This is a genomic window from Candidatus Zixiibacteriota bacterium, from assembly GCA_034003725.1.
In the GTDB taxonomy this organism is placed as follows: Bacteria; Zixibacteria; MSB-5A5; order GN15; family FEB-12; genus WJMS01.
In genome coordinates this window covers 20,471-36,115 of the sequence record JAVEYB010000003.1, presented here as the reverse complement: position 1 = coordinate 36,115, position 15,645 = coordinate 20,471, and the positions used below count along the sequence as shown (strand labels likewise).

9 protein-coding genes are annotated in these 15,645 nt (G+C 59.2%); 1 reads left to right on the top strand and 8 read right to left on the bottom strand.

The window, feature by feature from the left end; genetic code table 11:
* Positions 1-10: 10 nt before the first annotated feature.
* The 7 genes from truA to RBT76_04885 all read right to left on the bottom strand — a co-directional run bounded on the left by truA (position 11) and on the right by RBT76_04885 (position 10,902).
* Entirely contained in the window at positions 11-766 is a 756-nt protein-coding gene (gene truA, locus RBT76_04915; protein ID MDX9857107.1) for a tRNA pseudouridine(38-40) synthase TruA, read from the bottom strand.
* Between the two features lie 2 nt (positions 767-768).
* Positions 769-1,572 (bottom strand): energy-coupling factor transporter transmembrane component T, encoded by an 804-nt coding sequence (locus tag RBT76_04910; GenBank protein ID MDX9857106.1) that lies wholly within the window; start codon positions 1,570-1,572, stop codon positions 769-771.
* A gap of 230 nt (positions 1,573-1,802) precedes the next feature.
* Positions 1,803-4,217 (bottom strand): ferrous iron transport protein B, encoded by a 2,415-nt coding sequence (gene feoB, locus RBT76_04905; GenBank protein ID MDX9857105.1) that lies wholly within the window; start codon positions 4,215-4,217, stop codon positions 1,803-1,805.
* A 34-nt stretch (positions 4,218-4,251) separates the two neighbouring features.
* A complete protein-coding gene (locus RBT76_04900) occupies positions 4,252-4,482 on the bottom strand; it encodes a FeoA family protein (protein ID MDX9857104.1) in 231 nt (76 codons plus the stop codon).
* Positions 4,479-4,934, bottom strand: a complete 456-nt coding sequence (locus tag RBT76_04895; protein ID MDX9857103.1) for a transcriptional repressor — start codon at positions 4,932-4,934, stop codon at positions 4,479-4,481. The genes RBT76_04900 and RBT76_04895 overlap by 4 nt, the downstream gene beginning before the upstream one ends.
* A gap of 193 nt (positions 4,935-5,127) precedes the next feature.
* The gene (locus RBT76_04890; protein MDX9857102.1) at positions 5,128-7,905 is read right to left on the bottom strand and encodes a M6 family metalloprotease domain-containing protein; all 2,778 of its coding nucleotides are present in this window, start codon (positions 7,903-7,905) and stop codon (positions 5,128-5,130) included.
* A gap of 84 nt (positions 7,906-7,989) precedes the next feature.
* Complete coding sequence (locus RBT76_04885; GenBank protein ID MDX9857101.1) at positions 7,990-10,902, bottom strand: S8 family serine peptidase; 2,913 nt, start codon at positions 10,900-10,902, stop codon at positions 7,990-7,992.
* A gap of 275 nt (positions 10,903-11,177) precedes the next feature.
* Here RBT76_04885 and RBT76_04880 point away from each other — a divergent pair, with 275 nt between their 5' ends.
* Positions 11,178-13,346 (top strand): glycosyltransferase family 39 protein, encoded by a 2,169-nt coding sequence (locus tag RBT76_04880; GenBank protein MDX9857100.1) that lies wholly within the window; start codon positions 11,178-11,180, stop codon positions 13,344-13,346.
* Positions 13,347-13,403: 57 nt separating this feature from the next.
* Here the strand turns inward: RBT76_04880 and RBT76_04875 are convergent, their stop codons facing one another.
* Positions 13,404-15,629, bottom strand: a complete 2,226-nt coding sequence (locus RBT76_04875) for a hypothetical protein (protein ID MDX9857099.1) — start codon at positions 15,627-15,629, stop codon at positions 13,404-13,406.
* Between the last annotated feature and the right edge of the window lie 16 nt (positions 15,630-15,645).

Here is a 15,645-nt window from a genome sequence, read left to right as displayed (position 1 = left end):
AGTCCTGTGTCTAGTATCCCACAGCCACCAGGTACAGACCGTGTGCCGGGGCCGTGAAAGGGATACGGGTTTCCGAAGGAACGTTAATGATATCCGCAAAGGAGGTCAAAGTCAAGTTGGCGGGGTGGTTATCGCGATTCACCGAGGCGATATTCACCATGGCGCCCACAAGCGAGCGTACCATGCTGTGCAGGAAGCGGTTACCACGGATTTCGTATGTCAGCAGGGGCCCGATCGTATGCCATCGCGAGTGCAAAATCGTGCAATCGCCATTGTCCTGTCGGGACGATATCACACAAAACGGCGTAAAATCATGAGTTCCCGCAACGATCCGCGCGGCTGCCTGCAGATCTTCGAAACGCAGCCGTTCCGGCAATTCCCAACGGTACTCCCGGTAGAGGGCTGACCGTTCGCGCCCGATCAGGTAGCGGTACCGTCGGAAACTGGCGCTGAACCGGGCGTTGAAATCATCCGGGGCTTCATCCGACTTCCTGATCCGGATGTCATCGGGCAGGTAAAAATTGAGAGCGTCCCGGTACCGTTCGGGATCGAGGTGGTGCTCGATATGGAAATTGGCGACCTGACCGAGGGCATGCACGCCGGAATCGGTTCGTCCGGCGCCCGTAACCGCGACTCGCTGGCCGGTGACCTGAACTATCGCGTCGGTTATCGCTCCCTGCACCGTTGACTGTTCCTTCTGCATCTGCCAACCGGCAAACGAAGTCCCCTTGTATTCAATGAGGAGTCTGATATTGCGTCGTACCATGGCTATCTCGTCCCCAGGTAGAGAGCCATGATTCCGGCGCAGCTTGTCATCAGGAAGAAGAGTTCAATTGCAGCGAATGAGGTATGCGAATAGAACGTGCGACGGGCTCCACCCCGGTAACCTCGCGCTTCCATGGCCAGCGCCAGCTCGTCGGCACGCGACAGCGCCGCCAGAAATACCGGAACCAGCAGGTAACCGGTTTTCCTGATCCGGGCGAAAAATCCGCCGGAGAAGTCGACGCCGCGAATCATCTGGGCGCTGCGGATGGCGGCAAACTCGTCCATCAGGATTGGGACAAACCTGATTGCCATGAACAGCACGAGTCCCAGGTCATTTACCGGAACCCTCAGGGCCGTCAGCGGTCGCGCCAGACGCGTGAGGGCTTCGGCCAGATCGGATGGGGAGCTGGTAAGAGTCACCAGAAACGCGATGGATACGAAAATCAGCAGTCTCAGGGAGAAAAACGCCGCCATTCGAACGCCACCCTCAGTCACCGCAAACCCCAGTATGCTTGCCAGCGGTTCGCTCGCACGCTCGGAGAAAAGCAGATGATACAGCGCTGTCACCGCAACCATAAACAGAACCGGACGAAAACTGACCAGTAGTCGGTTGGGGCCGACTCCGGATGCGATCAGAGACAGGATCAGCACTCCCAGGATGACACCGTAGAAGACAAACGACTCAGTGAGCAGAGCGAGGATCATAACCAGCACGACCGGGGCGAGTTTAGCCCGGGCGTCGAGCCGGTGCAGAAACGAATCGAGCGGCCGGTACTGCCCGAGAAATGTGGTTGAGCGGTAAATCATAGTGCGACAATCAGTCGCAGGGAATATAGGCTCGGGAGCCGGCACGTGTCAACGCGAAGGCGACTGCCGATCTCTTTCTTCAAAGGTTGCCTGAGGCCGGACGATCCGGCCGACCTTACATCCGGGACAGCATCCTTTTTCCCGGCGCCGCCTGATGAATCTGAATGCCAGATAAAGGGCGGCGCCGGCAAGGAGGACACCGGTGGTGATCTGTTGCCAGAGTATGTCCATCAGTAGCCCAGCCAGGTAAAAAGGTTGTAGGTGACAAAGGCCCCCACAAACGCCAACGTAGTCATGTATGCAAAGGTCGCGACCGCATAAATCCACCCTCCCGCTTCCTGGCGGATCGTGACCACGGTGGCGCCGCACTGACAACACAGGGCGAAGAAAACCATTACCGACAGCGCTACCGCCGGCGAAAAGACCCGTTCTCCCGTGCGGGGGCCGTCTTCCCATGTCGCTCGCCGCATCTTGTCAACCAACGATCCGGAGCTTTCGTCGACATCCCCTCCGAGATTGTAGATTGTCCCGAGCGTGGCAATAATCACCTCGCGCGCGGGGAACGACGCGAGCACGGCCATGGTAATTTTCCAGTCCCAGCCGAGATGCACGAAGATCGGTTCAAGCGCTTTGCCGGCTCGGGCGAAGTACGAGTGGCGGAGCAGGGCGCCCGCCATTTCGCGTTCGAGTTCGCTGAGCCGGAGCTCGTGTGCGATGGAAAGCAGGTGTCGCTGCAGAGCCAGATCGGCGGCGCGCTGTTCGGCATCTGACCGAGGGTCAAACGCGGCGCGAACACGTGCGGCATCCGCATCCGATGCGGTTTCGGTGAGGCTGCTCATGAAAGCGGCGAATTCGGCGCGTCGAACCGGCTCAAGCGCCGCCAGCGCTTCCTGCAACGGGGGTTCGAGTAGGGCAAGCTCATCGGCGTGAGAAGTCTCCGCAGCCGCTTGAGCGACCTCATATTGGGCGACAATCGAGGACGAGCGTGGATAGTAGCTCAAGGCCCAGACGATAATGGTGATGGCTGCGATGACCGTCCCGGCCCGCACGAGAAAAGAGCGCGCCCGGTTGTACACACGAATAAGCACCGAATCCGGTGTCGGAACCTTGTATGACGGCAGTTCCATGACGAAAGAGCTCCGGTCGGAACGGAACACGAGTTTCTTCAGCGTAAACGAGACGAGGACCGCCACAACAATCCCCAGCAGGTAAAGACTGGTCAGCACCAGTCCCTGTGAGTTTAAGATGCCCGCATACGTGCGGTGCGGGATGAACGCGGCAATCATGATGGCGTAGACGGGCAGGCGCGCCGAGCAGGCCATCAGCGGCGACACCATGATGGTTATCAGCCGCAGCTTCCGGTCCTCGATCGTTCGCGTCGCCATAATGCCGGGTACGGCGCAGGCGAACGACGACAACATGGGGATGAACGATTTTCCCGACAACCCGCACCAGCCGAACAGGCGGTCGACGAGAAAGGCGGCGCGGGGCATGTAGCCGGAATCCTCGATCAGCGAAATGAACAAAAACAGAATGACGATCTGCGGCAGGAAGATGACGACTGATCCAACACCACCGATAATGCCGTCGGTAAGCAAAGACCGCAGCGGTCCATCGTCCATGGAACCGGCCACGAGATTCGCAAGCCACCCGAACATGCCGTCCACCAGATTCATGACCGGCTCGGCCCAGCTGAACACCGACTGGAACATCAATGTCATGATCAAGAGCAACAACACGGGGCCGACGACAGGATGCAGAACGATCGTATCGATTCGGTCGGAGCGCGACTTGCGGGCTTTGCCGGCTTTGACTACCTCGCCGCGAATGGCAGCCGCCCGTTGTGTAAGCGGCGCCGTTTCGGCTGCCGACAGCGTGCCGAAGCGATCGCGAAGGCGGGCGCGACCCGCCTCAATCGTCCGCACCAAATTGGGGTCGTGATTGGCCAGAAACGCCTTCTCCGCGGGGCCATCGACATCGAACAATACCCGGACGTATTCGGCCCGGGTGCAATAGCCGTCATTGCCGCCAGCGGCTATGTCGTCTATCGCCTGTTCCACATCACGATCGTAGAAGCGCACATCGTTTTGATGCTGCGCGGCGGAGACCTCGCCGATTGCGGCCTTGAGGTCGTCGATTCCTTCGCGACGGCTGCCGATGACATTGACGACCGGCACGCCGCCGAGTTGAGTCGAGAGCTTTTTCGTGTCGATGACCAGACCTTTTCGGAGAGCGAGATCGATCATGTTCAGCGCCACGACTACGGGCCGTCCGATCTGCATCACCTGGAACAGCAGGTATAAGCCGCGCTCGAGCTGCGTGGCATCGATCACACACACGATGACATCGGGGGCCGGTTCTCCGTCGATCGCGCCGAACAGGGCCCGGGCGGCGATGTACTCGTCGGGAGAAAAGGCAGCCAGTGAGTAGCTGCCGGGGATGTCAAGCAGACAGAACGTTTTGTCGGGGAAGCGGTCGAGGCGGAAATCGCCGGACACCTTTTCCACCGTCACGCCGGGGTAGTTGCCGACCCGCTGGCGCAGCCCGGTGATAGCGTTGAAAATCGTTGTTTTTCCGCAATTGGGATTGCCGCAGATGGCGACCGTCGTGGTACGGGAGGCGGTAGATCGGGCGGGCTGTAGCATACGCGACACCGGCGCCGGGCGTCGGCCCGGACGATCAGTCTTCCAGTTCTACGGCAACCAGCGAGGCGTCGGCGTGTCGCAAAGACAGATAGCTGGCGCCGATCTGAATTTCGAGCGGATCACGAAGCGGCGCATTACGCACGTACCGGATTTCGCGGCCCGGAATCAATCCAAGTTCGGTGAGCCGGCGCACCAACGGCGAGTCTTCGGCGTAGCCGACAACGCGCGCTCGTTGTCCGGGGGTGAGTTTGCTGAGTACGGTCATGCCCTGTGTGCCTCCGCGCTTGCATCGGTGGTGTGATCGATGGCCAGTTTCTCGCGGCACGCCCGGCAGCGCCCTTGAATTTCTATCTTGAATCCCGACGGAACAAAGTCATAGTCGCGGGAAATGATAGCCAATTGGCCGACTATGTTGTCCATGCCGAACTCGGTGAGCTTCTTGCACTCGACGCAATAAAAGTGGCCGTGAGGCGTTTCGGTGACACGGTCATACCGCGTCACGCCGTCTCCCAGGTTCACTTCCTCGGCGAGTCCGACTCTGCAGATCAATTTGAGATTTCGCCAGACGGTTGAGTAGCCGACCGATGAGTCCGCCTGACGCACTTTGTCGTACAACTCATCGACCGAGACGTGTTTGCCCATGGCGAAAAAGGAGCGAAAGATCAACTCCCGCTGCGGAGTCATCTTGAAGCCCTTGGTTTTGAGGAACTCTCTCATCGTGCCATGGTCCTATTATGTTCTCAATTACTCGATTTAATTGAAAACGATTTTCATTTTCGATTATACTAGTATTTCGGCAGGAGTCAAGCGAAATATGAGAATTTTTTCACGTTTTTAATCTATTGGAAGGCAATAAATAAGCCGCCCGTATCCGGGCGGCTTGGAATAAAAACGTAGATGAAATCATCTTTTACTTCAATAGGATCATTTTCCGAGTTTCACTTTGATCTCCGCGCGTCAATCGGTAGAGGTAGACGCCGGTCGAGACCTTCCGCCCGGCATCGTCGGTCCCGTTCCAATCTACGACGTAACCGCCGGGATACTGGAGTTTATCGACTAATGTTCTGACTCTCTGACCGAGAGCGTTATACACGACCAATTGTGTCCGCTGAGGACCGCCGCCGGCGGCGGGGCTGATCGCATACGAAATCGTGGTGGTTGGGTTGAACGGGTTCGGGTAGTTCTGATCGAGCGAGAATGATTCCGGAATTTCGATCCCCTCTCCCTCACCGACATCGGTGGGGATCCGACCGAAGAACTGCATGATTCGAGCGACGAGCGTGTCGACGGACTTGTAGTCTTCCCCGAAAGAGGGCACCGCAGCGAGGTACTCGATCGGGCAACTCATCAGCACGGTACGAAAGGCGCCGCTGTAGGTAACGCCCATGGTGCCCGACTGGAAGATACCCGTGAATGCTTCCGAGCCGCCGTTAACGGCGGTCAGGCGGTTGCACCAGAAGCCCGGCGCGTACGGGTCGACCTCGAAGCTGACCAGGTCGCCGCCGATGGCATTGCCGGCAAGGCCGAGTATGCCCGTTGGCTTGCCCTCGGTGTTGGTTCCCGGATATCCGGCGTGCAGATAGTCACTCAAGAAGGTCGGAGCGTACTCGTCCTGTATCTCTGCTGTTGACGCAGAGGAAATACAGAGGTTCCCGCCGTGATTGAGGAAACCGCGAATTGCCGCCCGATCGTCGACGCCGATCTGCCCATCGGCCGCCCAGTCGAGGTGCGGCGGACCCGTAATCCAGAACACGTACGGGAATTCCATCAGGTCCAGCGAGTCCGGAGCGTCGGCCGCATCCTGGCTTTCCCATATCGCGTATCCGATCCCGAGACGGTCGAAAATGTCCTTGAGCGGCTCCTCGCTGTCGACGCCGTTGTCATCGTCGACGATGAGGAGCTCCGGCGTCCCGATCAGCCGCTGGAACTGGAACTCGAAATGAAACTGGCTGAGGGCCGATATGGTGGAGTCGATCTCAAACGAGAGCGTGAAATTGACGTTGCGGGTTTCGAAGTCCGACGGAATCGAAAAGACGATCGGTTCCGCCAGCCGTGGTCGATTCAACGGCGACAGGAGTAAATCGGTGAGCACGCCGTTGGTGACGAACTGCAATTCCGGGGCGTCGGCGGAAAGAGTAACGGTTGCGTACGCCGCGTTGCGCATCAGGTTTTTGACACGGCAGTTGAACGCAACGGTCTCCCCCGCCTCGAAGTATCCGTCGCCGTCCCCGGCCTGTTCGGTGAACACGAGCGAATCGCTTCCGGTGAAGACCAGCCACGGACGCGACCAGGTGACATCGAGATCAGCATACATGAGCGAATCGGAGTCTGAGATATTCCAGATTCCGATTTGCGTAGTGTCGCCGGTGTTCAGGTGGGTGTTCGGATAGCTATAGGCGTGCAACTCGCGGTTGTTGGTTGTACCGGGAAACGGATCGCCGCCGTCACCGCTGCTGCCGCCGAAATTCATACTCCAGAGACCGTCGGCCTGAACCACGCCAACCTGATAGGCGTTGGGGTTGTTATTGTTGGGCTGGGAAAAGTCCTGGTGATAGATCAACAACCCAAATCCGGGCAGCGCCTCATCGAATCCATACGGCTGGCGATTCTCCACAAAAAACCGCTCAGGCTCCGCCGCGTAACCCGGCTGGTTGCTCATGTAGTAGGCGGACGGGGTCGTCGAAAGAGGAGCGATCTCGACCTGACTCATGTTGCTGAGGACTTCGACCGCGGGCAGCCAGCCCCTGAATTGTTTCGCCCGGCCGTTTGGATGGGCCGGTCGCATTGAATTGCCGTTGTAGCTGCCGGAGGCCATCAGGCACCACCGGCCGAGTCCGGATGATCCGGGGTTGTACTGGGTGTCGTAGTAGTCCGGCCAGCCCAACGTATGACCGTATTCGTGGCAGAAGACCCCGATGGGCGACAGCCCACCACCGGGAACTTCTTCCGGATTCATGATATAGTCAACGATGGCTACTCCGTCCAATGTGAGGGCGGTCCCGATATCCGCAGCATGGGACCAAATCCCTGTTGCACCGCTTTCGGCGCCGAGCCCGGCATGGATTATCGTCAGCCCATGCATGCCGAGCCCGGGGGTTCCGTGCTGGGTGTAGTCGATAACGTTATTGGCTGCCACCGCGGCATCAGTAGCGAGTTCCGAACCTCGGGACAGGCCGTCGTCTATCCAGGTATAATGCACGTACGTTTCGGGCATACGGAAAGGCCCGTAGCACTTCCCTGTTACATACAATTGGCCGTACGACACTTCGAGGTAATAATCTGTCATCGATCCGGTGGGGTTGAGCGGGCGCCCGTCCTGACCGTCGCCGAACAACACCGAGTCGAAAGCGGTGCTGTCTCCGCGAACCAACCCCCAGCTCAGTTGATTGTCCGAAAAATCGACGATGATAACACACAAGTTGATCGTGTCTACATCGGTAGGATCGTTGTCATCGAGTCCGGCGTCTTTGGCGTACCGCTGAAGCTGCTCAGGGGTCCACGTTGACAGGTGCAGTCCTTCGCGTTTCAGGAAATCCTGCCACTGCGCAATCTTCTCTTCGTAGACGCCTTCAGCCTTCCATTTCGCGATAGCTTCGTCGGAGGGCGGCCGGCCGATTGCAGATGAAACCAAAGCTACAACGACGGCGATACAGACAGCGGCGGTAGACAACCTGTTGGACCTCTCCATACCGATCATACCTCTTCGTGACTTCTGGTGCAGCAGGACGAATCCGTCCTGTGTTTGTGAAAGGTAATATAGTCCGGCGAGGGGTTATTTCAAAAGGATCATTTTGCGAGAGTCGGCGTGCGTATCGCTGGAGAGACGATAGAAATAGACACCTGAGGCGACAGTACGTCCGGCGTCATCGGTGGAGTCCCACTCGATCGTGTGGGAGCCCGCGGGGAGAGCGCCGTTGTGCAGCACGGAGACGCGCTGGCCGAGCGTATTGAAGACCTCGAGCCGAACGTCGGACGCGGCCGGCAGCGAGAAGGCGATCGTCGTAACCGGATTGAAGGGGTTGGGATAATTCTGCTCGAGCACAAAGGCCTGAGGCAGTTGATCGCGACGACCGTCGTCGACCGGTGTAGAGATGTCGTACGCATGACGGGCATCTTCGACCGCGCCGTACAGTTCGGTGATCGTGCGGCCGACTACGATAGCAAACGCAACTTCCACCGACTGACCGACCTCGATGTCGAATTCGCCGGACGAAATCATCATGATCATGTCCCCGGTTGTGGAGTCATCCATCCGGCTGACAGCGGCGCTGATGAGGTCATACTGCTCGGTGGCGGAAAAGCCCGACTTGGCGTCTCCATTGGACATTCCGTGGAAGGCATCGAGACCATTCAGAGCCAGCAGACCGACCAGCAGCCCCGAATCGTTGGTCTGCCAGAGCAGGCCGGCGGTCGGGTCGAATTGAAGACGGTCAGCGTGGTCGGAGAGATCGAAATCAGCGAGGAAACCGAAGCTGACATGGGTCAGGCGTTCGATCGAGTCGTTAATCAGCCGGTAACGAACGAGGGCCACGCCGCCGGAGACTTCGTTTGTAAAGTGAGTGGTCGTCTGGTGGATGGCGACCGGAATGGGGATGTCGGCGTACGTATCTACGAACTCGGCGGTGTAATGCACGGCGCCGTCGTCGTCCTGGCGAGCGGAGGCAATTGCCCGAGTCGGCGTGAAGTCGCTGGGGCGAAACGCGCCGTCTTCGGCGCGCAGGGAGCTGGCAAGCTGGAGCGAATTTCGGCCGACCACTATACCGGCCTCATACAGGAGGTTCTCTCCACCGAAAGCGCTGAAGCCCGTGCCGCCGAGGTTGTAAATCGATCCGGCGGCGAAGCCGTACTGGCCGAAATCCGAAACAGTCCACTGGAGTGAGCCGCCTTCGTGGTCGAGGGTGGCGCCGGGCGAAGGATATCCGGCCGTAACTCCGAACGTCAGCGTGTCGACAACCGTGCCGTTCTCCAGCGCCAGGTACAACGTGAAGTCTGCCTCCGAACCATGGACCAAGTCTGCAGCGAGGCGGATCGTGAACGGGGTTTGATTCAGGGCGGTGGTCGCTCCAGAACCGAACCAGAAAGTTTTTATGCTGTCCAGAACGCTTGCGATCGCCGGGTCGTCGCTGACCAGGCGGCCCGTGATCTGGTTGGCGTTGCCGGTCGTGCTTGTCAGCAGAATCTGCATGGAGACGTCATTGCCGGGGAGCGCGACACCGTCGGGGAGGTACGGATCGCCATTCATGACGAACATATATCCGCCCGGCATCGGGAGATGTTCGAGCAACAGGGAAGCATCCACAATACCGTGCCCGTAGGCGTTATCTTCGCCGACCGGACCAAGATCCACGGTGGACTGCAGAAACGCGTTTTTGATCTCTTCAACTGTCGCATCGGGATTGTATTGCCGACAGAGCGCAACAAGGCCGGCAATATAAGGAGCCGCCATGGAGGTGCCGCTCATGAAGGCATAGGTTCCACCCTTTGTGGATGAGTATACGGTGACGCCGGGGGCTACGACCTCAGGCTTGATCTCGCCGGGGCTGCACCGCGACGGTCCACGGCTGGAGAAGGATGCGATCTGCCGGCTGTTGTCAACCGCCCCGACGGAGAATGAGTTCAGCGGAGTGGTGGCACGGTCGGCGGGATCGCGAAGAGTCTGGGCGTTGGGCCCCTCGTTGCCGGCGGCGAATACGGTCACGATGCCTGCAGCCTCGACCGCGTCGATGACGCCCCAGAAGGTCGGGTCGCAGGGCGCGAACAGGCCGGCGGGTATACCCCAGCTATTGAGAATTACATCGGGTACGTCGTCAGTTGTATTGACATCGCCGTCAGGATTGAGAACCCACTGGAAGGCGGCGATAATGTCGGCAAGCGTAGTATTGAAGGTACGTCCCTGATCGATCACCCCGGCGGTGATCCACTCGGCGCCCGGGGCGACACCAAACGTGTCGGTGGCGTTGGAGCCGACCATTATTCCCATCGTATGCGTACCGTGGCCGGCGACATCGTACGGTGTGGCGTTTGGATTGACCGGGGAGAACCACGATTCGGAAACGGGTGCGTGAGTTCCGCGCCACTTGGAGGCGAGCGCCGGATGGGATCCTTCCACGCCCGTGTCAAACGAACAGACCAGCCGGCCGGAACCGGTGAGCCCGCGCTGCCAGAGATACGGGACGTTGAGCAAGTTCAATTGGGTGGACGCCGACGACGTCGACAACTCACCGGCGGCGAGTACGTCGACCGGCTCATCGAAGGACAAAGAGACGTTCTCTACGATCATCCGGACCGTTTCCATGGCAGCGAGCTCATCGATGCGACTGACCGGAAGCGTCACGGCGTACGCGGGGACGATCCAGAAGCGGCGCGATTCACCGTGGCCAAAGGAATTGAGAAAGTCTTCTATTTCTGATGAACCGTTGGCGCGGGCAGACGAAAGCCGGGAAAGCACGGACTTGATGCGGTCGGATCGCTTCATATGAGGCCGGGAGACCGCGTAAGGCAGATTGTCCTGCGCCGATCGGTCTTCAAGGAAAACCACCACTTCGATCAGGCTGTCACTATCGGCGGCCCGGCGATCAAGCGATTGAAGCCGGGGCGAGAGTTTGGCTGGGCCCGAGACCGCATCGACAGCGGCCAGGAGTACCAGGGCAGTGATACCGAAGATGATGGCAAACCGGAGTCTCATACTTTCCTCCATTCAACAGGGTCTTGCTGCAAAGGCTGTGCCGTCGATTGGTACGGACCGACACCCTGCAGGCGGATGCACTCCCGCCGCCGAGGAAATCGTTTAAGATATTGACAGATAATAGCTTACATGGTTATTCATGGAATTGTGGAGGCGAGGGTCGAAAGGAATGTGTCAGCACATGTGTGCAAATTGACGACCACGGCGGACGATGAGTTCCGAAGAGTGCATAATTTTTCAAGGTGTGTCCCGAGCAGCGACCTTATATTCGAGGCATGACTCGATCCCAACACGCGCACGCCAGCAATCTCCCAACCATCATCATTCTCATGGCGATCGCCGTGGCCATCCGTTTGGTGTACTTCTGGGTTTACCGGGCGATGCCGGACTGGACGATGCTTACGGTTGACAACTACTATCACCATCACTGGGCGCAGGTGATTGCCGGTGGAGACGTAGTCGGCGACACGACATACTTCCGGGCACCGCTGTATGTCTGGTGTCTCTCAGCGTTGTATGCGGTGTTCGGTGATGGCCTGATTACAGGTCGGCTTTTTGGTCTCGTGGTCGGCCTTGGCTCGGTATTCATGACCTATCGACTCGCCAGCCGACTGGTATCGCCCGGGGCGGGATTTGCAGCAGGGCTGATTCATGCCGTCTACCCGGCTGCCATCTATTTCGAATTCGAGCTGCTGCTCGACCCCCTGTTCACGCTCCTGCTGCAAGTAGCCATGTACCGGGTTCTACTGTGGTGGGAGCGGCCGACGCCGTGGATGTTTTTTTCGGCCGGGCTGTGGTTTGGGCTGGCCTCGATTTGCAGACCAACCGCGCTCGTCTGGATGATCGTATGCGCGCTGATACCGGTTGCGCTTCTAAGCTGGCGGGTGGGTCTACGGCGAGCCGCGGTGTTTCTTGCCGGAGCGGGGCTCATCATTGTCCCGTTGACCGTGCGGAACATCGTTGTGGCGGACGATCCCGTCCTGATTGCATCGCAGGGCGGTATAAACCTCTATATCGGCAACAACGAGCGCGCCGACGGTCTCTCGGCCGTGCTTCCCGAGCCGCTGGGGCACAACTGGCGGATCGCGGACGTCGTTCACCGAGCGGAGGAAGCTCTTGGCCGGGACCTGACGCCTGGGGAGGTATCGGGCTACTGGACCGATCAGGCCGTGCAGTGGATGAAAGACAACCCGGTTTCGTTCCTGTCGCTATTTGGCAGGAAGCTGCACTACAGCATCTCGAACCGTGAAGTTTCCAACAACCGCGATCTCGCCGAGTACTTTTCGCGGGTCGCATTGCTCCGATACAACCCCATCGAGTTCGGTCTCGTATTCGCGCTGGCGATCATGGGCCTGATACTGCTGTGGAAGCAAAACAAGCGGGTTCGCTGGCTGGCCGCCGTGCTACTGGCAACTGTACTTTCCGGAGCGCTCTTCTTTTTCGCGAGTAGATTCAGACTGCCGCTCATTCCGTTTTTTGCGGTCCTGGCGGGAGCCGGCATCACCGAAGCATGGCGGCAACGGCACAGCGCAATTGGCCTTGCGCCGGCGATGTTGATCGGGATATGCGCCGGGATAGTCAGCTACGCGCCACTGGTATCGTTGTCGGAGGGAACGGCCGTCCACACGCTGATGATACGCGGGTCCCACCTCTACGCCGCCGAAGACTTTGAGACTGCGCGTGAGCTTTATGCCGCTGCGCTTCGACAGGACGACGATTTCCCCGAGGTCAATCTCAACATGGGGACAGCCTGGCTGCGACTCGGCCGGGCCGATTCCGCGGAGTACTACTACAGGCGTGAAATAGCGAAACATCCCGAGCGGGCGGCGGGCTACGCGAATTTAGCGTCGCTGATGCTTATCGAGGGGCACGCCGATAGCGCACGATCCGCGGCGGGTCGGTCACTTGCCCTTCGGCCGTACGACCCGATGGCCTCGCGGATCATGGTCCGCGCGGCTGCAGGGGACAGTACCTTGTCGGTCGATTCGGTGGTGAATATTATCCGGGAGCGGGCTCGTGATACCGACAACGATATCTTCGTATTGAATGAGGCGGCGACTGTAGCGGCCGCGCGCGGAGCGTACGGCACTGCCGATTCCATCTTGCGTGTCGCCCTGGGAGCCAAACGCCCGCCGATCGAGATGGACGATACGGCGTTTGACCGCGACTTTCGCAACAGCCCGTCCAACCGCCGACGCGCCCTCGCCGAGTCGAACTTCCAGCTCGGGTTCCTCGCGGGCATCCGTGGCGATCTCGCCAATGCCATCAAGTACAGCCGGGAAGCGATCGATCTGGACTCGATGCGAGTGGAGGCGTACGTGAATCTCGCCCGTGGCTACTATCAGTCCGGTCGCCCGGCGGTCGCAGACAGCGTGATGGCCGAGGCTGACAGGCGGTTTGGCGCGGAAACGCTGAAGCGACTAGTCCCCGAACAACCACAATAAGAAAGGGACCGGCACGCGGCCGGTCCCCAGAGTGGTCCATCAGTCATCACCCGGCAGCTATCGTTCGATCCGCACCGTCTTATTCGTCTGACGACGATGCTGCTCCTCTCGCAGGCCGCGCTCAAAAAACGCCTCGCGCGCCCGATCGGCGCCAATCGTGACATCGGAGCCATGGTAGCGGGTCCCGGTTGTCGGAACCGCAAGTTGCGGATCATAGAGCCAGTTCATGACGCTGTCGATGACAGTCTGCATGACGTCGTCTTCCATGGGAAGCGGCGTGAAGCAGAAGAAAGCGGTCCGGAACAGGTCGGTCTCGTACCTGATGCCGACGGGCGCTCCATCAAACGTCAGTTCCTGTCCGAGCGGATGAAGATTCGGCGAAAAGAACGACTTGTACAGATAGATGATGTCGGTGCCATAGGTTCTCAGCGCCCAGTTCACCTCCGGATACGAGTAATTGTCGAGGTCAAACTTTAACCCGAGCGGCGGCTCCCAGACAAACGAGGAGTCGATGGTCTGGCCGGACTGGCGGATCGGCCAGTCGTAGCGACGGTGCAGGTTTGCCGTATCAATGGTGAGGTCTGGCCATCCCTCGCCTTTCTTGAGGGAGATGGCGCCGACAAAGTCCTCGATTCGGACTTTGGGGCCGGCGTTACCGCGCGCATAGAAGCCCCAGCCGGAATAGGCAAGCTGCTGGACACCGAAGTAGGTGACAAATTCAGGCGGTACCCGGACGGCGAACGACGGCGTATTCGTGATACCACCGTACACCGGCGAGCGCCAGGTCGCCCACACGTTCACGCCTGCGTCGATAGCGGTGAAGATATTAAGCGCCTGCGGCGTGCTGCCGACACCCGACGCATCGGCCATACCCGCGGCCGGGAGGTAGTCATTGTAGAGAATCAATACCTTGTATCCGAGCAACTGGCCGAGCGGCAATTCGTTCAACTGGGCTTCCGTGCGGATGATGTCGCGCGACGGAATGAAGTCCACTTCCCCGGGATAGTACGTGTTCGCCCACGTGGCAATCTTCTCGGCCCAGTAGTCCCGCGCCGTATCGATACCCTGGGCCGCCGCAAAGACCGGGGCGTTGATGCGGCTCAGGAAGCTCATGAAGTCGATGACCAGAATGTCACGTTCGTACTTGGGATCGACGACTTCGAATCCGCGGTAGCGCGGCGTCCCGTCGACTACCGATGCGGCGTCGCGGGCCTGCGCCCACAGCAGGAAGTAGCGCTGAAGCGTGACGGTGTTCGACTCGTTACGGAACAGATTGTACAACGAATCCGCATAGGTATCCGCCTTGTTGTTCGATACCCACGGGCTGCCGTTCCGGTAGGAGCTGTCGACCGGTTTGAACAGCTCGCCGTCCTGCACGAACGCTTCCATATCGAGCGTTGTTTCGACCCGGCCGTAGAACGGGTCAAGATTGCTCGATACGACAGCGGTATCAATAAGGATAACAGACTCGACCGTATCGATGCCGCCGGGGGTCACCACGACCTGTATGATCGTGTCGGCGAGTCCATAGCCCGAGATAAACACGCGGGCGTCAGTAGTCACCAGCGCGCGCTTGAAATAGAGGTCGGCGAGGCGCTGCCACTGCGCGGTATCAGACTCATCGTCGAATGTGTACGGTCCAAACACCTTCCACTGGAACTCGAAGAGGCTGTCGGCCTCGTCCGGGTCCTCCGACGAAATCGAGAACCGGACGCCGGTGATGGCGCCGGCGGGTTCCGCCGCATTGATATACACCTGATCGGTGATGGAAATATTGGTATTCGGCGGGTTATCGTTACGGAGGAACAGTTTCCAAATGATGGGCGAGTGCGCTCCCATATCGTCGAAGGCCTGCAGGAACACGTATTGTCCTACATAGGACGAGATGGGATCGTTGAGGTTGGCCGACATCGGAATGATGTTCGTCGTCTGCGGATCTTCCGGCGGCACGTCGAGATACGTCCAGTCGCTTTCGGGACGGTTCGGCAGGACGGTCTGCGCATACACCGCGGGGTCGGTTGTTCCGCCCATTTCGTCCTCACGGACGACAATATAGCGATACATGCTGATCGTTCCGTCGATGTCAGTACCTACCCAATAGACGACGGGATCAAACGACGTCTGGTGGCCGTCCGGCGGGACGTTGACGAAGTAGACATCGGGCGCCCGGTTTGGGGTCTTTTCGCCTGTCAATCGATCACAGCCGACGGCTGCGAGAACGAGGACGAGTGCGGTGATCGCGATCAGCACGCGGGCGATTGCGTTGTTATATAGAGCGTTCATAAGCCTGACTTTCCAC